At 65.5% G+C, this 19,409-nt stretch carries 20 protein-coding genes; 15 read left to right on the top strand and 5 right to left on the bottom strand.

The annotated features are described in order from the left end of the window. The 3 genes from surE (at position 1) to C4E04_RS12335 (ending at position 2,889) form a co-directional block, all read left to right on the top strand. Positions 1-762 carry a 5'/3'-nucleotidase SurE gene (surE, locus tag C4E04_RS12345; RefSeq protein WP_109597790.1) on the top strand — a complete coding sequence of 254 codons (762 nt, stop codon included), beginning with the start codon at positions 1-3 and terminating at the stop codon, positions 760-762. A 16-nt stretch (positions 763-778) separates the two neighbouring features. Continuing rightward, the gene (locus C4E04_RS12340) at positions 779-1,489 is read left to right on the top strand and encodes a protein-L-isoaspartate O-methyltransferase (RefSeq protein ID WP_109597789.1); all 711 of its coding nucleotides are present in this window, start codon (positions 779-781) and stop codon (positions 1,487-1,489) included. 215 nt (positions 1,490-1,704) lie between these two features. Continuing rightward, positions 1,705-2,889, top strand: coding sequence for a peptidoglycan DD-metalloendopeptidase family protein (locus C4E04_RS12335; RefSeq protein WP_245416094.1), 1,185 nt, complete (start codon positions 1,705-1,707; stop codon positions 2,887-2,889). A gap of 183 nt (positions 2,890-3,072) precedes the next feature. Here the strand turns inward: C4E04_RS12335 and C4E04_RS12330 are convergent, their stop codons facing one another. Further along, positions 3,073-3,987 carry an ATP-binding protein gene (locus C4E04_RS12330; protein WP_245416093.1) on the bottom strand — a complete coding sequence of 305 codons (915 nt, stop codon included), beginning with the start codon at positions 3,985-3,987 and terminating at the stop codon, positions 3,073-3,075. A 190-nt stretch (positions 3,988-4,177) separates the two neighbouring features. On the opposite strand from C4E04_RS12330, the gene yajC reads away from it, so the two are divergent. From yajC to C4E04_RS12300, 6 genes are read left to right on the top strand one after another with little or no spacing between them, the layout of a single operon-like run. Beyond that, entirely contained in the window at positions 4,178-4,513 is a 336-nt protein-coding gene (gene yajC / locus C4E04_RS12325; protein ID WP_245416092.1) for a preprotein translocase subunit YajC, read from the top strand. A 34-nt stretch (positions 4,514-4,547) separates the two neighbouring features. Beyond that, a complete protein-coding gene (secD, locus tag C4E04_RS12320) occupies positions 4,548-6,155 on the top strand; it encodes a protein translocase subunit SecD (RefSeq protein ID WP_109597784.1) in 1,608 nt (535 codons plus the stop codon). 11 nt (positions 6,156-6,166) lie between these two features. Further along, positions 6,167-7,105 carry a protein translocase subunit SecF gene (gene secF / locus C4E04_RS12315; RefSeq protein ID WP_109601076.1) on the top strand — a complete coding sequence of 313 codons (939 nt, stop codon included), beginning with the start codon at positions 6,167-6,169 and terminating at the stop codon, positions 7,103-7,105. Positions 7,106-7,109: 4 nt separating this feature from the next. Continuing rightward, positions 7,110-7,496 carry an Mth938-like domain-containing protein gene (locus C4E04_RS12310; protein ID WP_109597783.1) on the top strand — a complete coding sequence of 129 codons (387 nt, stop codon included), beginning with the start codon at positions 7,110-7,112 and terminating at the stop codon, positions 7,494-7,496. A 13-nt stretch (positions 7,497-7,509) separates the two neighbouring features. Then, positions 7,510-8,358: a phytoene/squalene synthase family protein gene (locus C4E04_RS12305; RefSeq protein ID WP_109597782.1), complete on the top strand. Its 849-nt coding sequence runs from the start codon at positions 7,510-7,512 to the stop codon at positions 8,356-8,358. A 47-nt stretch (positions 8,359-8,405) separates the two neighbouring features. Continuing rightward, a complete protein-coding gene (locus C4E04_RS12300) occupies positions 8,406-9,743 on the top strand; it encodes a chloride channel protein (protein ID WP_109597781.1) in 1,338 nt (445 codons plus the stop codon). A gap of 18 nt (positions 9,744-9,761) precedes the next feature. Here C4E04_RS12300 and trmFO read toward each other — a convergent pair whose 3' ends face one another. Next, entirely contained in the window at positions 9,762-11,177 is a 1,416-nt protein-coding gene (trmFO, locus tag C4E04_RS12295; RefSeq protein ID WP_109601074.1) for a methylenetetrahydrofolate--tRNA-(uracil(54)-C(5))-methyltransferase (FADH(2)-oxidizing) TrmFO, read from the bottom strand. A 91-nt stretch (positions 11,178-11,268) separates the two neighbouring features. Between trmFO and C4E04_RS12290 the strand changes: the two genes are divergently transcribed. Further along, a complete protein-coding gene (locus C4E04_RS12290; RefSeq protein WP_109597780.1) occupies positions 11,269-12,021 on the top strand; it encodes a glucose 1-dehydrogenase in 753 nt (250 codons plus the stop codon). Between the two features lie 72 nt (positions 12,022-12,093). Here the strand turns inward: C4E04_RS12290 and C4E04_RS12285 are convergent, their stop codons facing one another. After that, positions 12,094-12,249, bottom strand: a complete 156-nt coding sequence (locus C4E04_RS12285) for a DUF1127 domain-containing protein (RefSeq protein WP_109597779.1) — start codon at positions 12,247-12,249, stop codon at positions 12,094-12,096. Positions 12,250-12,648: 399 nt separating this feature from the next. Between C4E04_RS12285 and C4E04_RS12280 the strand changes: the two genes are divergently transcribed. The 3 genes from C4E04_RS12280 to C4E04_RS12270 all read left to right on the top strand — a co-directional run bounded on the left by C4E04_RS12280 (position 12,649) and on the right by C4E04_RS12270 (position 15,027). Next, entirely contained in the window at positions 12,649-13,389 is a 741-nt protein-coding gene (locus C4E04_RS12280) for a hypothetical protein (RefSeq protein WP_109597777.1), read from the top strand. A 135-nt stretch (positions 13,390-13,524) separates the two neighbouring features. Then, a complete protein-coding gene (locus tag C4E04_RS12275) occupies positions 13,525-14,046 on the top strand; it encodes a DUF6790 family protein (RefSeq protein ID WP_109597776.1) in 522 nt (173 codons plus the stop codon). A gap of 99 nt (positions 14,047-14,145) precedes the next feature. Next, on the top strand, positions 14,146-15,027 hold the full coding sequence (locus C4E04_RS12270; protein ID WP_109597775.1) for a GyrI-like domain-containing protein: 882 nt from the start codon (positions 14,146-14,148) through the stop codon (positions 15,025-15,027). A gap of 83 nt (positions 15,028-15,110) precedes the next feature. Here the strand turns inward: C4E04_RS12270 and C4E04_RS12265 are convergent, their stop codons facing one another. Then, the gene (locus C4E04_RS12265; protein WP_109597774.1) at positions 15,111-15,521 is read right to left on the bottom strand and encodes a four-helix bundle copper-binding protein; all 411 of its coding nucleotides are present in this window, start codon (positions 15,519-15,521) and stop codon (positions 15,111-15,113) included. An 80-nt stretch (positions 15,522-15,601) separates the two neighbouring features. Then, entirely contained in the window at positions 15,602-16,546 is a 945-nt protein-coding gene (locus C4E04_RS12260) for a DMT family transporter (protein WP_162559379.1), read from the bottom strand. A gap of 124 nt (positions 16,547-16,670) precedes the next feature. Between C4E04_RS12260 and C4E04_RS12255 the strand changes: the two genes are divergently transcribed. Continuing rightward, positions 16,671-17,201, top strand: a complete 531-nt coding sequence (locus C4E04_RS12255; RefSeq protein ID WP_109597772.1) for an Lrp/AsnC family transcriptional regulator — start codon at positions 16,671-16,673, stop codon at positions 17,199-17,201. 137 nt (positions 17,202-17,338) lie between these two features. Continuing rightward, a complete protein-coding gene (gene ilvD, locus C4E04_RS12250; protein ID WP_109597770.1) occupies positions 17,339-19,183 on the top strand; it encodes a dihydroxy-acid dehydratase in 1,845 nt (614 codons plus the stop codon). Positions 19,184-19,409 lie beyond the last annotated feature (226 nt).

The raw sequence follows: 19,409 nt of genomic DNA, 5'->3' as shown, positions 1-19,409 counted from the left end.
ATGCGCATTCTCTGCACCAACGACGACGGCATCCACGCCCCGGGGCTGAAGAGCCTCGAGGCCATTGCCCGGTCCCTCTCGGACGACGTGTGGGTCGTGGCGCCGGAAACGGACCAGAGCGGCGTCGCCCATTCGCTTTCCCTCAACGATCCCTTGCGCCTGCGCGAGATTTCGGAGCGCCACTTCGCCGTGAAGGGCACGCCGACCGACTGCGTGATCATGGGCGTGCGTCACCTGCTGAGGGGCGCCAAGCCGGATCTCGTCCTGTCCGGCGTCAACCGCGGCCAGAACGTGGCCGAGGACGTGACCTATTCGGGCACGGTCGCGGGCGCCATCGAGGGCACGATCCTCGGCGTTCCGTCCATTGCGCTCTCCCAGGCCTATGGGGCCGGCGGCCGCCATGAACTCCCGTGGCACTGCGCGGAGCATCACGGCCCGAAGGTGATCCGCCGGATCCTGGATCTCGGCATCGATCCGGGGACCCTTGTCAACGTGAACTTCCCGGGTTGCGAACCGGAGGAGGTCGAGGGCGCGGCGGTGGTCAACCAGGGCCAGCGGACGCAGGAGTTGCTTCGCCTCGACGAGCGCGAGGACGGACGCGGCAATCCCTATTACTGGATCGCCTTCGAGCGCAAACCCTTCACGCCCGGCAACGGCACGGATCTCTGGGCCATCGCCAACCGCCGGATCGCCGTGACGCCCTTACGTCTCGACATGACGGACGAGCCCAGCCTGACGCGCTACGCGCGGGCCTTCGAGTGAGGAGCCTGCCGACCCCATGACGGACCAGGCTCCCCGACCGGACCGGATCGACCTTCCCCTCGACGGGCAGGAAGATCGCCGCGCCGAGGAGCAGGCGGTCGGTGTCGCATCCTTCATCCTGTCGCTGCGGGCGCGGGGCATCCGCGATACGGCTCTCCTGCGCGCCATGGAACTCGTCCCCCGCGAGGTCTTCGCGCCCCGCCGCTTCACGGACCTGGCACGGACCGACGTCGCTCTCCCGCTGCCCTGCGGGCAGACCATGACGGGCCCCGGCACTGTCGCGGCCATGCTGCTCGCCCTTCGGGTCTCTCCGGGCCAGCACGTCTTCGAGGTAGGCACCGGAACAGGCTATGTCACGGCGCTCCTGGCGCGGCTCGGCGCGGACATCTCCACGGTCGAGCGCTTCAACACCCTCGCGGAGGCCGCGCGTCAGCACCTGAAGATCGTCGAGGCCGGCAAGGTCCGCATGGAGGTCGGGGACGGGCTCGCTCTGCGCCCGCGCGAGCGGTTCGACCGCATCCTCCTCAACGGCACGGTCCCTGAGATCCCCGATGCGCTCACGGCGCTGCTGGGGCCGGGTGGGCGCCTCGTGGGGGCTTTGGCCGGGGAGGGTGCTCCGCCCCGGCTCGTGACGGTCGAGCGGACCGAGGAGGGCGAACTGCGCCAGGAACTCGGCGCTGTTCTGCGCCTCTCGCCTCTCGTGCGGGGCGTCGCCGAGACGCTCTGACGGGCGTCGCAAAAATTTTTCACTTACGGTTACGACAAAATTCAGACCGGAAACGGTTGCTTAACCTCAATACGGTTTTAATCCCGCCATCGAGTTGCGTCGGTTGGGGTAAAGTTATGCGGCAGCGTAGGGGTTCTGGGCATTGGGTCGCGATTTCGCGGATCGCTCTGGTGAGCGTGATCGGGAGTGCCGCGGCAGCCTGTAGTTCGGACACGATGCGCTTCGCCGACAATCCGTTCTCCAATCCATTCTCGGCAAGCGACAGGTTCGACAGCAGCGCATCCGCGCCGCAGGCCCAGCCTCAGCCGCAGCAGATGGCCGCCATGCCGACCTCGCCGGTGCAGTCACAGGCTCTGCCGCCCATTCAATCCCAGCCTCTGTCTCAGCCTGCCGCGCAGCCGACGCAGATCGCTTCCGCGCCCGCCCCGGTGCGCAGCGCTCCCGGTGGCACTGGCGGATGGTCCTCCGCTGGCGGAACGACGATCACAGTCGGCAGCAACGATACGCTCAATGGAATTTCCCAGCGCTACGGTGTCCCGGCCAGCGCGATCATCGCGGCCAGCGGCCTGACGAGCCCCTCTCAGGTCCGCCCAGGCCAGCGTCTGGTGATCCCGGTCTACGGCGCGGGTTCCGGCACGCAGGTCGCCTCGGCCGCTCGGGCTCCCGCGCCTGCTCCTGTCGCGCAGCCCGCTGCTCCTCAGCCGAAATTCCGTCTCGTCGAGAACAAGAAGGCCGATGCCGCGCCGGTCGAACCGGTCGGCGCGCCGAAGCATGTCCGCCCCGGCTCCGCCGTGGCCAAAGCCGAGCCGGTCGCCCCCGTGAAGGTCGCGACCGCCGGCAGCGAGCCCCTCGTGTCTGCGCCGCGTCCGGTAGAGCCGCAGAAGGTCGCGGCCGTGGCCGAGCCTCAGCCGTTGAAGCCTGTGGCTGCGCCCCAGCCCGCCGCTCCGGCGGTGGCCGCTGCGCCCGCACCGCAGCCTGTCGCCAAGAAAGAGCCCGTCCAGGAGCCGGAGCAGACCGCCAGCGTTGAGCCGTCGGGCGACTTCCGCTGGCCGGCCCGTGGCCGTGTCATCGCCGGGTTCGGCGCGAATGGCGGCAACGAGGGCATCAACATCGCGGTCCCCGAAGGAACGCCCGTGAAGGCCGCCGAGGCCGGAACCGTCACCTATGCGGGCAGCGAGGTGAAGGGCTACGGCAACCTCGTCCTGATCCGGCACGAGAACGGCTTCGTCTCGGCCTACGCCCATAACGGCTCGCTCAACGTGAAGCGCGGCGAGCAGGTCAAGCGCGGCCAGGTGATCGCCACTTCCGGCCAGACCGGCAACGTCACTTCGCCCCAGCTCCATTTCGAGATCCGCAAGGGCGCCACTCCGGTCGACCCGCTCAAGCATCTCGGCGGCTGATCGCCAAGCAGTTTAGGTCGGCTTTCGAGACCCGAGGCTGATCCCGGAAGGGGACGGTGGAGCTCAGCCACCGTCCCTTTTTCGCGTCTACAAGGCAGGATGTCCCCGAACCACTCTCGTCATTCCGGGCCTGATTTTACGGACCACCCCGCAGTGACGGGGAGGGGATTGGGGCGGCGCTCGTCAGATCGCCTTCCCCAGCCTTCCAGCCAGATCCTGGATGTACTGCCAGGCGGTGCGGCCGGAGCGAGCGCCGCGGGTGGTGGCCCATTCGAGGGCCTCGGCGCGGATCGTGTCCCGGTCGCCCGTGAGGCCGAGATGGTCCACGTAGCCGAAGACCATGTCGAGATATTCGTCCTGGCTGCATTTGTGGAAGCCGAGCCAGAGCCCGAAGCGGTCCGAGAGGGAAACCTTTTCTTCCACGGCCTCGCCCGGGTTGATGGCCGTCGAGCGCTCGTTCTCCATCATGTCCCGTGGAAGGAGATGGCGGCGGTTCGACGTGGCGTAGAAGATCACGTTGCCCGGCCGGCCCTCGATGCCGCCCTCCAGCACCGCCTTCAGGGACTTGTAGGAGGTGTCGTCGGAATCGAACGAGAGGTCGTCGCAGAAGATCACGAAGCGGTGCGGATCCGCGCGCAGCAGGGACATCAGGTCCGGCAGGGACTCGATATCCTCCCGGTGGATCTCGATGAGCTTGAGAGGCGGCGATTCGGGTGCCCTCACATGGTTCACCTCCGCATGGACCGCCTTGACCAGCGACGACTTGCCCATGCCACGGGCGCCCCAGAGCAGGGCATTGTTGGCCGGAAGGCCCGAGGCGAAGCGGCGAGTGTTCTCGGCCAGGGTGTCCCGAACCCGGTCGATGCCGCGCAGGAGGCTCATCTCAACCCGGTTGACCTTCGGCACCGGCACGAGTCGGCGGGCGGCCGGTTGCCAGACGAAGGCGTCCGCCGCGGTCAAATCCGCGTGAACCCGAGCCGTGGGCGAGAGCCGGTCGAGAGCGTCCGCAATGCGGCGCAGCAGCTCCAAAGCGTCTGGGGACGCAAGGGCGGAACTCGGATCCGAGGGGCGGGAAGGGTCGGAGAGAGGCTTGGACATGACGCTCATGAGGGATAAAAACCCTTGCTTATCGCGGAAGCGGGATACCGTCCATGGCGGGAGACTCTGGAAATCCCCGCAACTTCATTGATTTCGCGAAGTCGATGGGTATAGTCCGCCCCGTTCTGACACTGTCCCGGCGCGGGCAGGCCACAAGGCCAGCCACGCGCCTTACTCCATGGAGAGCCGCTTGTTCATCACGCCCGCCTTCGCGCAAGGGGCCCCCACCGGGGGAGACATGACTTCGCTGATCACGAATATCGTCCCCTTCATCCTCATTTTCGTCATCATGTGGTTCCTGATCATCCGTCCGCAGCAGCGCCGGGTGCGGGAGCATCAGGAGATGATCAAGAACGTGCGCCGCGGCGACGTCGTGGTGACCTCCGGCGGAATCGTCGGAAAGGTGACGCGTGTCCTCGAAGACAGCACCGACATCGAGGTCGAGATCGCGGACGGCGTGAAGGTGAAGGTCGCGCGCTCCAACATTTCCGAAGTCCGGACCAAGAGCGAGCCGGTGAAGGCCTGAACAGGGCCTTCTCCCAGAAAAGGTTGAGTTGACGATGCTGCGCTTCTCGAAGTCGAAGATCATCGCCACCATGGCGGTCATCCTGATCGGCCTTCTTCTCGCCGTTCCGAGCCTGATGAGCCGCGAGCAGCGCGAAGCATTCCAGCACTCCCTGCCAGGATGGGTGCCGTCCTGGCTGATCCCTTCCCGCGCGGTGGTGCTCGGGCTCGACCTTCAGGGTGGATCCCACGTCCTCCTCGAGGTCGACGTGCAGGACCTCATCCGCACGCAGAGCACCCAGCTGCGCGACGACGTGCGCCGGGTGCTCCGCGAGGCCCGGGTGTCGCCTCAGGGCGGCATTCAGCTCAATCCCCGTGGAGTGCAGATCCGCGTGCCGGACGCAGCCGAGCGGGACAAGATCCTGCCGCGCCTGCGCGAGCTCTCCCAGCCCATCGGCAATGCGGTGCTCGGCCAGGGCGGCGGCCGCGACGTCGAGGTCTCCAGCACGCCCGACGGCCTGATCACGCTCACCTACACGGAGGCGGGCATCAACGAGAAGGTGCGCCGGGCAGTCGACCAGTCCATCGAGGTGGTCCGCAAGCGCATCGACTTCGGCGGCACGACGGAGCCGAGCATCCAGCGGCAGGGCGCTGACCGCGTCCTCGTGCAGGTGCCGGGTCTCCAGGACCCGCAGCGCCTCAAGGAACTCCTTGGCCGAACAGCCAAGCTGGAATTCCGCATGCTCGGGCAGCAGGGCGCCACCGACGTGGACATGCTCCCCATGCGCGATGCCGGCGGCCAGAAGGTGCCGGTGGAGCGCCGGGTCATCGTCGAGGGCGGCGATCTCGTTGACGCGCAGCCGGCCTTCGACAGCCGCACCAATGAGCCCATCGTCAATTTCCGCTTCAACATCCGCGGCGCCCAGCGCTTCGGGCAGGCGACCTCGGAGAATATCGGCCGGCCGCTGGCGATCGTCCTCGATAACGAGGTGATCTCGGCGCCCACCATCCAGTCGGCCATCACGGGCGGATCAGGCCAGATTTCGGGCCGGTTCACCGTGCAGCAGGCCCAGGACCTCGCCGTGCTCCTGCGGGCCGGCGCGCTTCCGGCCAAGCTGACCGTCGTGGAAGAGCGTACGGTCGGCCCGGGCCTCGGCAAGGACTCCATCGAGGCGGGCAAGAAGGCCACCTATGTGGCGGCCATTCTGGTCATGATCTTCATGTTCGTGACCTACGGCGTCTTCGGCTTCTTCGCCAACATCGCGCTCCTCGTCCATGTGGGCCTCATCTTCGGCCTCATGTCGGTGCTGGAGGCGACCCTGACCCTGCCGGGCATCGCCGGCATCGTGCTCACCATCGGCACCGCCGTGGACTCGAACGTGCTCATCTACGAGCGCATCCGTGAGGAGGCCCATGCTGGGCGCTCCATTCCGTCCGCGATCCAGGCCGGCTTCGAGCGCGCCTTCGCGACCATCGTCGATTCGAACAGCACCATGGCCATTGCGGCCGTCATCCTGTTCTTCCTCGGATCGGGGCCGGTGCGCGGCTTCGCGGTGGTCTTCATCCTCGGCATCCTGACCACGGTGATCACCGCCGTGACCCTGACGCGCATGATGATTGCGCTCTGGTACCACTGGATGCGTCCGAAAGTTCTTCCTTTCTAAGGAATTTGATCGTGCGCCTCATCCGTATCTGGCCCGAACACGCCCATTTCGACTTCATGCGCCTCCGGCGCTTCTCGTTCCCCCTGTCGGCGACCCTGTCGGTGCTGACCGTGATTCTGCTCATGACGGTCGGCCTGAATTTCGGCATCGACTTCAAGGGCGGAACGCTCATGGAGCTGCAGGCCAAATCGGGCCAGGCCGATGTGGCCAAGATCCGCCAGACGGCCCAGAGCTTCGGCTTCGGCGACGTGGAGGTTCAGGAATTTGGCACGGCCGGCGGCCTGTCGCTGCGCTTCCCAATCCAGGAGGGCGGCGAGGCCGCGCAGAGCGCCGTCGTCCAGAAAGCGCGCGACACCTTCGGGGGCGAATACGAGTTCCGCCGCGTCGAGACCGTGGGGCCGCGCGTCTCGGGCGAACTGGTCCAGTCCGGCACCATCGGCATCATCCTGTCGGTGGTCGCGGTGCTGTTCTACCTGTGGTTCCGCTTCGAGCGCGAGCTCGCCATCGGGGCCATTATCGGCACCCTGCATGACATCGTGCTCACGGTCGGCTTCTTCGTGATCACCCAGCACGAGTTCAACATGACGTCGATTGCCGCGATCCTGACGATCGTAGGCTATTCGCTCAACGAGACCGTGGTGGTGTTCGACCGTACGCGCGAGATCATGCGCCGCTACAAGACCATGCCGGTCAAGGAACTCCTGAACCTGTCGATCAACACCACCATGTCGCGCACGGTGATGACCGCCACCACGACGGCGCTGTCGCTCGTCGCCCTCGTGATCTTCGGCGGCCGCGCCATCGAGAGCTTTGCTCAGGTGATGCTCTACGGCGTGGTGATCTGCACCTATTCGGCGATCTTCATCTCGTCGCCGATGCTGATCTATATCGGCCTGCGCAGCACGGAGACCGCGAAGGCGCCGGAGGGCAAGGTCGCTCCGGCGGAGTGAGGCCATGAGCGGCGGACGCATCTACGACGGCTTCGTGCCGGGGCGTTATCCCATCGATGCCTACGGCAATGGCGGCTTCCGCTTCGCGGACATGTCCCATCGCGGATCGATCCTGGTCCTGCCGTCGGGCATCATGGCTTGGCCGGTCTCGTCAGTCGCGGAGATTACGGCAGAATCCCTCGGCCCGGCCTTTGCGGAGGCGGAGGATATCGACCTTCTGCTCCTCGGGACCGGCCTGGACGTCGCGGCCGTTCCGGAGCGTCTGCGCCAGCGCTTCCGCGAGGCCCATATCGGCCTCGACGTGATGCAGAGCGGGGCGGCCGCCCGCACCTACAACATCCTGCTGGCCGAGAACCGCAAGGTCGCGGCGGCGCTGATTGCCGTGGCCTGAAGGGTGCCCTGACATGGCCGCCGAGGACCTGACTTTCGCCTATTCCCATTGCGAGACGCTCGTCCGCGAGGCCGATCCCGACCGGTTCTGGTCGAGCCAGTTCGCCCCGGCTGACAAGCGCCCGCACCTCCACGCACTCCACGCCTTCAACTACGAGATCGCCCGCGTGCGCGATTCCGTGCGCGAAGCCATGCTTGGGGAAATCCGCCTGCAATGGTGGCGGGATGCGCTCCAGGGCGAGGTGAGGGGAGACGTGCGCGCAAACCCGATCGCGGCCGCCCTCGACGACACCATCGTCAAGTTCCGCCTGCCGCGTTCGGCGCTGGTCAGCCTGATCGATGCGCGCATCTTCGACCTCTACGACGATCCCATGCCGTCGCTCAACGACCTGGAAGGCTATTGCGGCGAGACAGCCTCGAGCCTCGTCCGCCTCGCCGGCATCGTGCTGATGAGCGGCACCGATCCGGGCCATGCGGATGCGGCCGGCCATGCGGGCGTCGCCTATGCGGTGACGGGGCTGCTGAGGGCCTTCCCCTGGCACGCTCGCCAGGGCCAGGTCTTCATCCCGGCCGAGATCCTCGCCCGCCACGGGGTGGTGCGCGACGATATCGTGACCGGACGGGGCGGCCCGGGCCTCAAGGGAGCGCTCGGGGACATGCGCGCCGTTGCCCGGCGGCATCTCGAACAGGTCAGGACCCTGCAGGCCACGATACCCGCCGAGGCCCAGCCGGCCTTCCGATCCCTGGCTCTCGTCCAGCCCTACCTGAAGGCCATGGAGCGGCGCGATTACGACCCTTTCCATACGGAGGTCGATATCCCTCGATGGCGCAAGATCTGGGCCCTGTGGCGGGGCGCGTTCTAAGGCTCTCGTGCCTTTGTGTAGACGAACGTTGATGAAAGGTTGGTTGCGTGCATAGCTCGTTCGACCGGCTCCGGGTCCTGCGCTCGATTCCGTATTGGCGCAGCCGCACGGTGTTCTGGTGCGGCGGTGCGCTGGCGGGTCTCGCTGCGGCCCTGTTCGCGATTGCGGCGGACGAGGCGCAGGTCATTTTCCGGGACCTGCTGAAAATCTCGCCTTATCTGCCCCTCGTCTTGACACCCCTCGGCTTTGCCGTGTCGGTTGCGGTGGCGAAGCGTTTCTTTCCGGGTTCGCAGGGTAGTGGAATTCCCCAAGCCATCGCGGCGCGCGAAGTGCATGACGAGACGCTCAGAAAGCACCTCGTATCTCTCCGCATTGCCTTTGGTAAGGTCCTTCTGACGCTTCTGGGCCTGTTATGTGGAGCGTCCATCGGCCGGGAAGGGCCGACCGTGCAGGTCGGGGCCTCCATCCTCCACGCGGTCGGAAGGATTTCGCAGCGGCACTACCAGGGCGTGATCCTGGCCGGCAGCGCGGCCGGTGTGGCGGCCGCCTTCAACACGCCTCTTGCCGGCATCGTTTTCGCCATCGAGGAGATGAGCCGCTCCTTCGAACAGCGAACCAGCGGTCTCGTCCTGACGACCGTCATCATCGCCGGCATGGCATCGATGGCTCTGCTCGGCAATTACACCTATTTCGGCCACACCGCCGTGTCCCTCGTATCGGTCACGCAGTGGCTAGCAGTTCCGCTCTGCGGCGTCTGCGGCGGCTTTCTCGGAGGGATATTCAGCCAGGTCGTCGTGATGGTTTCGCGTCTGAGGACAGGGCCGCTGCGGGCCTTCATGTCCGGCTACCCTGTGGTTTTCGCAGCGAGCTGCGGGCTGCTCGTTGCCCTGCTCGGGCTCGCATCGGGCGGCACGATCTACGGAACCGGCTATCAGGAAGCGAAGGCCCTGCTCGACGGAGGGTCCGGCGTTCCGGCGTCGTTCGGGCTTATGAAGATGGTGGCAACCATCCTCTCGTCCTTGAGCGGACTTCCGGGCGGAATCTTTGCCCCGTCGCTGGCCATCGGGGCCGGGCTTGGATCGAACCTCTCGGCTCTCCTGCCCGAAACCCCCGTCGCAGCGGTCGTGATTCTCGGAATGGTCGGCTATTTTGCCGGTGTCGTGCAGGCGCCGATCACATCCTTCGTGATCGTGATGGAAATGACCGATGACCATGCCATGGCGCTGCCGCTCATGGCGACGGCGCTGATCGGCTACAGCGTCTCCCGGTTCATGGGGACAGAGCCGATCTACCACGCTCTCGCACAGGCGTTCATTCCGGCTGCTCCGCCGAAAGGAGCCGAGACGTCTCCCAAGGAGCCGCCCGTTTCGCCTAACGCATCCTGACCGGCAAGCCCTAGGTCTTTACTCCGCCGCTGCCGGCATCTCCTGGCTCGCCTTCCAGGCCGCGAGGTCGGCGCGGGCGCGGTCGGTCAGGGCCTTCTTGCGGGCGACCGACTTGGCCGGGCCGCGCAGGCGCTTGCCGGCCTCGTCCTTGGCGGCAAATTCCACCGGCGGGAACAGGCCGAAATTCACGTTCATCGGCTGGAAGGAGCGCGGGCCCTCGTCGATGGTCTCAATATGGCCGCCGGTGATGTGGTTGACGAGGGCGCCGAGCGCCGTGGTGGCGGGCAGGGGTGAGAGCGGACGGCCGAGCCGTTCCGCCGCCGCGAAGCGCCCTGCCATCAGGCCCACGGCCGCGCTCTCCACATAGCCCTCGCAGCCGGTGATCTGGCCCGCGAAGCGCAGGCGGGGCATGGCCTTGAGACGCAGCACCGGGTCGAGGAGCTTGGGCGAATTCAGATAGGTGTTGCGGTGGATGCCGCCGAGCCGCGCGAACTCGGCCTTTTCCAGGCCTGGGATCATGCGGAAGATGCCCGTCTGGGCTCCGTATTTCAGCTTGGTCTGGAAACCCACCATGTTGAACAAGGTGCCGAGGGCATTGTCCTGGCGCAGCTGCACGATCGCATAGGGCTTCCGGTCCGGGTTGCGCGGATCGGTGAGGCCGACCGGCTTCATAGGGCCATGGCGGAGCGTCTCTCGTCCGCGCTCGGCCATCACCTCGATGGGCAGGCAGCCGTCGAAATAGGGGGTGTTCTCCCACTCCTTGAACTCGGTCTTGTCGCCGACGATCAGCGCATCCACGAAGGCCTCGTACTGCTCCCTCGTCATCGGGCAATTGATGTAGTCCTTGCCCGTGCCGCCGGGGCCGATCTTGTCGTAGCGCGACTGGAACCACGCGATGTCCATGTCGATGGACTCGCGGTAGACGATGGGCGCGATGGCGTCGAAGAAGGCAAGCGACGTCTCCCCCGTAAGGCCGAGGATCGCCTCCGCCAGGGCAGGCGACGTGAGCGGGCCGGTCGCCACAATCACGGAGGACCAGTCCTCCGGAGGCAACCCGGCGATCTCGCCCCGCTCGATGGTGACGAGGGGATGAGCTTTGAGCGTTGCAGTCACTGCCTCCGAGAAACCATCCCGATCCACTGCCAGGGCGCCGCCGGCCGGAACCTGGTTGATGTCGCCCTTCGCCATGATGAGCGAGCCGAGGGCGCGCATCTCCTGGTGGAGCAGGCCGACCGCGTTGGTCTCGGCATCGTCGGAGCGGAAGGAGTTCGAGCAGACGAGTTCGGCCAGGCCGTCGGTCTTGTGGGCGTCGGTGCCGCGGACAGGGCGCATCTCATGGAGAATGACGGGGACGCCGGCCTGCGCGATCTGCCAGGCCGCTTCCGAACCGGCGAGGCCGCCGCCGACGACATGGATCGGTTGAAGCTTGCTCATGGAATTCCTCTCGAACGGGCTTTGTTGACCGGCCGTCCGGCGCAGGTCAAGCTGGGCCTTTCCCTTTCCAGCCAGGTTCAGGATGATGGCCATGACACGACCGGTCGTGCTTATAACAGGTGGAAGCCGCGGCATAGGCGCCGCGGTGGCGCAGCGCGCCGCCGAGCGCGGCTATGACGTAGCGATCAATTACAGATCGGAGCGGGAGGCTGCGGAGCGCGTGGCGGAAGCCTGCCGGGCAGCCGGTGCTGCGGTGGTGACGTGCCAGGGCGATATGGCCGTTTCGGCCGACGTGGTGCGCATTTTCGACGAGGCGCAGGCTGCTTTGGGCTCGCTCTCTCATGTGGTGAACAATGCGGGCATCACCGGCCGGTCCGGACGCCTGGAACGGACGCCCGACGAGACGATTCGCGACTGTGTCGAGATCAATGTGCTGGGGGCCCTATGGGTTGCCAGGGAGGCGGCGCGACGCCTTTCCACCCGCCAGGGCGGAAAGGGCGGCTCGATCGTCAATATCTCGTCCGTTGCGTCCCGGCTCGGAAGCCCCGGCGAATATGTCTGGTATGCGGCGTCCAAGGGCGCGGTCGATGCCCTGACGACGGGGCTCGCCCGGGAGCTGGCAGATGACGGAATACGCGTGAACGCGGTTTCGCCGGGCATGACCCGAACCGAAATTCACGAAAAGAGCACGGGCGATGCAGCGCGGGTGGAAAGGCTGCGCACCAGTATTCCTTTGCAGAGGATCGGAGAGCCGGAGGAAATCGCCGAGGCGGTCCTGTTCCTGATGTCGGACGCGGCCTCCTACATCACAGGCGCCAACCTTCCCGTTTCTGGCGGCCGGTGAGGAATTCATCCCCAGACAAGCAAACGCCCGCCGAAAGGCGGGCGCGGGCTTTTGCTGCAGTGCAGCAATCAGTTAGGCGACAGCGTGCTCGCGAGCGATGCTCTCGATCTGGAAGCGGGAGATGCCCAGATCGTCGAGCTCGCGGTCGGAAAGCTGCGAAAGCTCACGGACGGTCTCACGATAACGCATGTAGGCGCGGACTTTAGAGAGAATGTAGGTCACGAACATTGGAAGCTCCTCGAGTTAGCCGGCCCCGGCGACCGGCGGCCTTTGTTCTTGCGTGTGCAATGCAGCATATAAGGGAGTGCGGTGCCGAAGAGGAGTGGCGATATCAGAGGGCTGTTATGCTTTAGTAGCATACCGAGCTAAAGCGCGTTAACGAGTCATGTCGCCTGCGCATCGGAGCCTGGTCGAGCTTTTATGCCTTTCCCGAAGTCTTGAGAAGCTTTGCTGTAGGAAATTTGTTCAACCTGCCAAGAGTCTGGCTCGCCTATAGGCATGCACGAGTTATGAATGAATATTCATCTTAGTTCACGCTGAATAAATAGTTTGTAATATTCTGAAATTCAGGAACCCGTATCGCCAAGTGCCGTTTTCTCCGCACAATTGCTTAGGAGGAGATGTGCAATGAAGAAGATCGCCTTGAGCGTGGGTCTGGCCCTGTTGAGCACCACCGTTTATGCCCAGGCGCCGTCCGCCCCGGATGCCTCCCCGTCGCAGGTGAGGACCGAGACCGGCACGACCGTCCTGCGCCGCTCCACCGAGGGTCGGGCTCCGGCCGCCGGGGTTGAAACCCGTGTCCGCACCCATATGGACGGCGGTATCCGCGCCGGCGTCGAGACCCGCGAGCGCAGCGGCGTCACGGTCCACCGCACCCGCACGATCCGGGAGGTCGAGGAGCCAAGCGTCTCGGTGACCCGCCACCGCACGGTCACGTCCTATGACGAGCCCGATACTGTCGTGCATCGGACCGTGGTCAAGAAGAAGCCCACGGCCAAGAAGATCGTCGTGAAGACCAAGAAGAAGCCCTCTACGAAGGTCGTTGTGAAGAAGCGCCGCCATTACGTGGTGCACGAGCCCGTGGAGGTCCGCCGGCACACTGTCCGCCGCTATGAGGTGGACGAGCCGAGCGTGTCCGTGACCCGACGCACTGTGCGACATGTCCGCGAGGAGGCGCCGCGGGTTGGCGTCTCGGTGGAGCAGCGTCGTACCAGCGTCCGTCCCTCGCGGGACGTGAATGTGTCGACTTCGGTACGTGAGCGCTCCTCGTCTCCCGAGGCGACGGGCTCGATCTCGACCCGCAGCCGCACCGAGAGCGGTACCACCGAGATGCGCCTGCAGCGGCCCGATGGCGGCATGACCCGATAAGACCCCTGGTTTGAACCCGCGAAAGGGGCCGGTTTCCGGCCCCTTTCTCATGCCGCGCCACGGTGCGGGTTCGTCTTGCGGCAAAGGTCGCAAAGCGCCACAGTGCCCTGAAACCAACTGGGCCGCGGGGGCGCCATGCAACAGGTCATCGTTTTCCTTCTGAGCAATTTTACGCTCACGTTCTTCGTCGCCGGGCTGATCGCGGCCCTCATCGCGCTCCTGCGCCATCCAAAGCCCTGGTCGCGCCCGGTCGTCGTCGAGGCGATGCTGTCCTGGTTCCTGTTCTTCGCGCTGGGCGTCACGTTCCTCTACAATTTCGTCATGCATGTCTTCTTCTCGGAAATGGCCGCCAGCTTCATCGGCTGGCAGACGAGCCCGTTCCAGAAGGAGGTGGGCTTCGCGAGCCTCGGTTTTTCGCTGGTAGGGTTTCTGGCCTCCAGGGGAGGGGCGGGCATGCGCCTCGCGGCCATTCTGGGGCCCGCATGCTTTCTCTGGGGAGCCGCCATCGGCCACGTGATCCAGATGGTGGAGGCGCACAATTATGCGCCCGGCAATGCGGGAGTGATCTTCTACACGGACATCTTCATCCCGCTGATCGGCTTCGTGCTGCTCTGGCTGAGCCGGGAGCAGGACCCTCGCCTGAACTATGCACGGTAGGATCTTCACCATGCTCTGCAGCGCGGAACAAATCCGCAAGATCGGTCGAGCGCGATAAGGCTGTCACCCATTAGCTGGAGCCGCCACTCAGGAGGGACGATGAAGGCGGCGCTTCGAAACTACCATGCCAGGATGCAGCGGGTTCTGGACTATATCGACCGGAACCTCGGAAGCGATCTGGATCTGGAAACGCTGAGCGGTGTTGCGGCCTTCTCAAAGTTTCACTTCCACCGGCAGTTCACGGCAACCTTCGGGCTGTCCGTGCATCGCTATGTCCAGCTCGCCCGGATGAAGCGCGCTTCGCACCGGCTGGCCTATATGGGCGCCCAAAGCGTCACGGACATTGCGATGGATGCCGGCTACGATGCACCGGACGCCTTCGCCCGCGCCTTTCGGCAACGGTTCGGGCAATCGCCTTCGTCGTTCCGAAAATCTCCCGACTGGGAGCGGTGGCTTGCGGCCTTCGGGCCTCTCGACAATGCGAGGAGCAAGTTCATGCAGAAGACTTTCACCACCGACGACGTGACGATCCGCGAAGTGCCCCCCACACCCGTGGCAATCATGGAGCATCGGGGCGATCCGGCGATGCTGGGTGCCACGATCCAGCGGTTCATCGCGTGGCGCAGGGCCTCCGGCCTGCATCCCAGGACGAACGCAACCTTCACGGTCTGGCGTTCCGAGCGGAGACCTGAATCGCCCGCAGATTACAGCGTGGATCTTTGTGTCGGAACCGACCAACCGGTCGCGGCGAATGGCGAGCAGATCAAGGCGGGCGAGATCCCCGGCGGGCGCTGCGCGGTGCTGCGCGTCGTCGGCAACACGGATAATCTGGAGCCCGCCGCGCTCTTTCTTTACCGCGACTGGCTTCCGTCCAGTGGCGAGGAAGCGCGCGACTTCCCGATCTATTGCCAGAGGCTGAGCTTCTTTCCGGAGGTGCCAGAGCACGAGGCGGTCGCGGAAGTGTTTCTGCCGCTGAAATAGCGCTTTCCGGCAGCGGCCTGTCCCTCCGGACTGAAAAACGGACAGGCCGCGTCCTTCCAAGCTCGGTCTTGATGGGTGTAGGCCTAGTGACGGGAGCCCATGCCGCTCATGGCGCTGCGGCAGGCCTCCTCACAGCGGCGGCAGGCCTCTGCGCAGACCCGGCAATGCTCGTGATGCTGAGCATGGCGTTCGCATTCTTCCGCGCAGAGCCGGCAGGCCATGGCACAGGTCTCGATCATCCGATGCAGCAGCTCCTCGTTCGAGCCGGTCCGTCGCGTGGCCATTGTTCCTGTGACCATGCAGATATCGGCGCAATCCAGATTGAGGCGGATGCATTGCCTGAGTTGCTGCACCATTTCCTCGCCAAGGCAGGCATCGGCGCAGGAGGTGCAGATCTGGGCGCAGTCGTAGCATTCCTCGATGCAGCGGATCAGCGCATCGTTTGTCCGGCCCTGGACCTGCGGATGGGAGCGGATCATCTCCTGTGCGTGCATAACGGCTCTCCTGTTTGTCGAGGGGTGCCCAGCCCGTGTGCCAAAGCCTGACGATCCGCATGGTTCCCGCAGGCAATCGTTCAGGCTTTCTCTTTGGCCGCGAAGATTCCGCTCGCCAGGAGGACGCCGAGCGTCGCGAGACCGATGCCCAGGACCGCGTTGAGGCTCGGTATTTCGCCCAGGAGCGGAATGGCCAGGATCGCGGCCAGGACGGGACCGAGGGGTGACAGGGCCGCGGCCCGGGAAGCGCCGAGTCGATCGATGGCGTAGCCGTAGAGCACGAGACCCACCACGCCGGACAGGAAACCCTGGAGCACCGCCTGTACGAGGATCGCGTCCGCAAGTCCGTCCCCGGCGGCGCGGACGAGGGCGGGACCGCCGAGCGGGAGCAGGAGAGCCAGCGACCAGAGCCCGACGAGGCCTGCAGCCTGAAGGGCGGTCAGGCGGCTGCGCTTGTAAGCATGGGTGAAGATCCCCCACAGGCAGGCGCCGCTCAGGAGCAGCAGGTGCCCGCGCCATGCCCCGTTGCCCGCGCCGAGGAGGCTGGGGCCCGCGACGCATAGGACCGCGAGAAGGATCATAGCAAAGCCGAAAAGGCGCGTCCGCCCGAGGGTTTCGCCAAGGACGAGATACCCGATGAGGGCAACGAAAAGCGGCATGGTGCCGGGCAGCAGGGGGCCGATATCGGCCGCCGGCGCGGATTCCATACCGGTGGCGACGATGAGAAAGAATGGGGCGCCGGAGCACAGGAGGCCGAGCTTCGTTCGGAAGGGCAGATCCTTGGGCCAGAAACCCCTGCGCCACACCGCCGGCGCGAGAAGGAGCGCCGGAACCGCGAAGCGCACGATGCCGACGGCTGCCGGCGGGAGGTCGTGCGTCACCGCATGGCGGGTCCCGACCATCCAGAAAGCCCAGATGATGACCGTGACGAGGCCCGCGATCCATCCGAGCCGGGGGCTGCGGTTAAGGGCGAGGGCAGGCGAAAGCCTGCCGGAGGTAGAATCGGACAGGGATGTGCCGGACATGGAAATTCTCCGCGATGCGAGCGCAGGATGGCAGAGAGGGGCAGGGCATGTCCTTGCGAAGTTCAGCCCGGATATGCTCATATCCTGGCAGGAAATTGCGCCGGATGGACTACAGGCTTCGCAAATGCCCTACATTGCCCTCGATGCCATTGACCTGAAAATTCTCGCGGCCCTGCAGGATGACGGTCGGCTGACCAACAACGAGCTGGCGGATCGGGTCGGGCTGTCTCCATCGCCCTGCCTGCGACGGGTGCGCCGGCTAGAGCGGGACGGTTTCATCCGAGCCTATCGGGCCGTGCTCGACCGGGACTCTGTCGGTCTCGGCCTGACGGTCTTCGTGGAGATCAAGGTCGAGAAGCACTCGCGCGACAACGCCCGGGCCCTTCAGGAGGCACTCTCCGGAATGCCCGAGGTGGTGGCCTGCCACATGGTCTCGGGAACGGCGGATTTCGTGGTCGAGATCGTAGTCCCCAACCTGAAGGCCTATGAGCGGCTCCTGACCGAGAAGCTCCTGACCCTGCCCATGATTGGCGACATCCGCTCCAACTTCGTCCTGACCCGGACCAAGTCCGAGGCGCCGCTGCCCCTATCCCATCTCAAGCGTAGTGGAGGTCGCGAGGCGGTTGGCTCGGCAGGTGAGCCGGACTGCGACTGAGCGTCAGGCATGAATCCCCGGCATGGCTGCCTCGTCCGCTGTGCCGCCAGCGCGACATCCTTTGGCTTGGACGGACGCTCCGGCCTGTGTAATAAACCTCCACCCTTCGTGCGTCTTTTGCAATTTTAGGTCTCGCTATGCCGCAATATCGTTCCCGTACCACCACCCATGGCCGCAACATGGCCGGCGCCCGCGGGCTCTGGCGCGCCACGGGCATGAAGGACGAGGATTTCGGCAAGCCTATTATTGCCGTGGTGAACTCCTTCACCCAGTTCGTGCCCGGCCACGTCCACCTGAAGGATCTGGGCCAGATGGTCGCCCGCGAGATCGAGAAGGCGGGCGGCGTCGCCAAGGAATTCAACACCATCGCGGTGGATGACGGCATCGCCATGGGCCATGACGGCATGCTCTACAGCCTGCCGTCCCGCGAAATCATCGCGGATTCGGTCGAGTACATGGTCAATGCCCATTGCGCGGACGCGATGGTGTGCATCTCCAATTGCGACAAGATCACTCCCGGCATGCTGATGGCGTCGCTTCGCCTCAACATCCCGACCGTGTTCGTGTCCGGCGGGCCCATGGAGGCCGGCAAGCTGACCCTGCGCGGCAAGCTCAAGGCCATGGATCTTGTCGACGCCATGGTGGTGGCGGCCGACGACAGCTACACCGACGAGGAAGTGCAGGCCGTCGAGCGCTCCGCCTGCCCGACCTGCGGCTCCTGCTCGGGTATGTTTACGGCCAATTCCATGAACTGCCTGACCGAGGCGCTCGGCCTCTCGCTGCCGGGCAACGGCACGGTGCTGGCGACCCATGCGGACCGCAAGCGCCTCTTCGTGGAGGCTGGCCACCTGATCGTGGATCTGGCGCGCCGCTATTACGAGCAGGACGACACATCCGTGCTGCCGCGCTCCGTTGCAAGCTTCGAGGCGTTCGAGAACGCCATGACCCTCGACATCGCCATGGGCGGCTCCACCAACACAGTGCTGCACCTACTGGCCGCCGCCCACGAGGGCGAGGTGGATTTCACCATGAAGGACATCGACCGCCTGTCGCGCCGGGTGCCTGTGCTCTGCAAGGTCGCGCCCGCAGTGGCCGATGTCCACATCGAGGATGTGCATCGCGCCGGCGGCATCATGGGCATTCTCGGCGAGCTCGATCGCGCTGGCCTCATCCATCGGAACACTTCCACCGTCCACAGCGAGAGCCTGGGCCACGCGCTCGACCGCTGGGACGTGATGCGCACCAACAGCGAGGCCGTCCGCACCTTCTTTCAGGCTGCGCCGGGCGGCGTGCCGACCCAGGTGGCCTTCAGCCAGGACCGCCGCTGGGAGGAACTCGACCTCGACCGTCAGAAGGGCGTGATCCGCGAGAAATCCCATGCCTTCTCGAAGGATGGTGGCCTCGCGGTGCTCTATGGCAATCTTGCGGAGGACGGCTGCATCGTGAAGACGGCGGGCGTCGATGAGAGCATTCTCACCTTCAGCGGCCCGGCCAAGGTCTTCGAGAGCCAGGACGATGCCGTGAAGGGAATCCTCGGCGGAGCCGTGAAGGCCGGCGATGTGGTGGTGATCCGCTACGAAGGGCCGCGCGGCGGTCCCGGCATGCAGGAGATGCTCTATCCCACGAGCTACCTGAAATCGAAGGGTCTCGGAAAGGCCTGCGCGCTCATCACCGACGGCCGCTTCTCGGGCGGCACTTCGGGCCTTTCCATCGGCCACGCTTCGCCGGAAGCCGCGGAAGGCGGCCTTATCGGCCTCGTGGAGGAGGGGGATCGGATCGAGATCGATATCCCGAACCGCACGATCCGGCTCGCGGTGTCCGATGAGGTCATCGCCACCCGGCGCGCCGCCGAGGAGGCGAGGGGCGCCAAGGCCTGGAAGCCCCACGCGGAGCGTCCGCGCAAGGTCTCGACCGCGCTGAAGGCCTATGCGGCCATGGCGACCAGCGCCGCCCGCGGTGCTGTGCGCGTCCTGCCGGATTAAACGCAGGCCGTGAGCCTGCTGACGAAACGCCATTCAAATGGCCCCGCTGCTCAATCCTGCGGCGGGGCTTTTTTCATGGAGCCGGGAGCGGCGGATTCACGCAGGTTTGAAGTCCGGCCACGCTTCGCATCCTATTGCTCGTTTCGAAGATATTCCTTTGTGTTCAAAGGCTTGGCCTTATGTCGTCAGCTTGGCTGGCAGCCCCTGTCATGACGGCTTGCCGCCG

The sequence above is a fragment of the Microvirga sp. 17 mud 1-3 genome (assembly GCF_003151255.1).
Classification (GTDB): domain Bacteria; phylum Pseudomonadota; class Alphaproteobacteria; order Rhizobiales; family Beijerinckiaceae; genus Microvirga.
Note: the sequence above shows the minus strand (reverse complement) of the source record. Positions and strands in the feature narration are given on the sequence as shown.

What these genes read in the sequence shown, in the direction of transcription:
- surE (WP_109597790.1), top strand. Translation starts at nt 1, where the DNA reads ATGCGCATTCTCTGCACCAACGACGACGGCATCCACGCCCCGGGGCTG.
- C4E04_RS12340 (WP_109597789.1), top strand. Translation starts at nt 779, where the DNA reads ATGACGGACCAGGCTCCCCGACCGGACCGGATCGACCTTCCCCTCGAC.
- C4E04_RS12335 (WP_245416094.1), top strand. Translation starts at nt 1,705, where the DNA reads ATGCGCTTCGCCGACAATCCGTTCTCCAATCCATTCTCGGCAAGCGAC.
- C4E04_RS12330 (WP_245416093.1), bottom strand. Translation starts at nt 3,987, where the DNA reads ATGTCCAAGCCTCTCTCCGACCCTTCCCGCCCCTCGGATCCGAGTTCC.
- secD (WP_109597784.1), top strand. Translation starts at nt 4,548, where the DNA reads ATGCTGCGCTTCTCGAAGTCGAAGATCATCGCCACCATGGCGGTCATC.
- C4E04_RS12310 (WP_109597783.1), top strand. Translation starts at nt 7,110, where the DNA reads ATGAGCGGCGGACGCATCTACGACGGCTTCGTGCCGGGGCGTTATCCC.
- C4E04_RS12305 (WP_109597782.1), top strand. Translation starts at nt 7,510, where the DNA reads ATGGCCGCCGAGGACCTGACTTTCGCCTATTCCCATTGCGAGACGCTC.
- trmFO (WP_109601074.1), bottom strand. Translation starts at nt 11,177, where the DNA reads ATGAGCAAGCTTCAACCGATCCATGTCGTCGGCGGCGGCCTCGCCGGT.
- C4E04_RS12290 (WP_109597780.1), top strand. Translation starts at nt 11,269, where the DNA reads ATGACACGACCGGTCGTGCTTATAACAGGTGGAAGCCGCGGCATAGGC.
- C4E04_RS12285 (WP_109597779.1), bottom strand. Translation starts at nt 12,249, where the DNA reads ATGTTCGTGACCTACATTCTCTCTAAAGTCCGCGCCTACATGCGTTAT.
- C4E04_RS12280 (WP_109597777.1), top strand. Translation starts at nt 12,649, where the DNA reads ATGAAGAAGATCGCCTTGAGCGTGGGTCTGGCCCTGTTGAGCACCACC.
- C4E04_RS12275 (WP_109597776.1), top strand. Translation starts at nt 13,525, where the DNA reads ATGCAACAGGTCATCGTTTTCCTTCTGAGCAATTTTACGCTCACGTTC.
- C4E04_RS12270 (WP_109597775.1), top strand. Translation starts at nt 14,146, where the DNA reads ATGAAGGCGGCGCTTCGAAACTACCATGCCAGGATGCAGCGGGTTCTG.
- C4E04_RS12265 (WP_109597774.1), bottom strand. Translation starts at nt 15,521, where the DNA reads ATGCACGCACAGGAGATGATCCGCTCCCATCCGCAGGTCCAGGGCCGG.
- C4E04_RS12260 (WP_162559379.1), bottom strand. Translation starts at nt 16,546, where the DNA reads ATGTCCGGCACATCCCTGTCCGATTCTACCTCCGGCAGGCTTTCGCCT.
- C4E04_RS12255 (WP_109597772.1), top strand. Translation starts at nt 16,671, where the DNA reads ATGCCCTACATTGCCCTCGATGCCATTGACCTGAAAATTCTCGCGGCC.
- ilvD (WP_109597770.1), top strand. Translation starts at nt 17,339, where the DNA reads ATGCCGCAATATCGTTCCCGTACCACCACCCATGGCCGCAACATGGCC.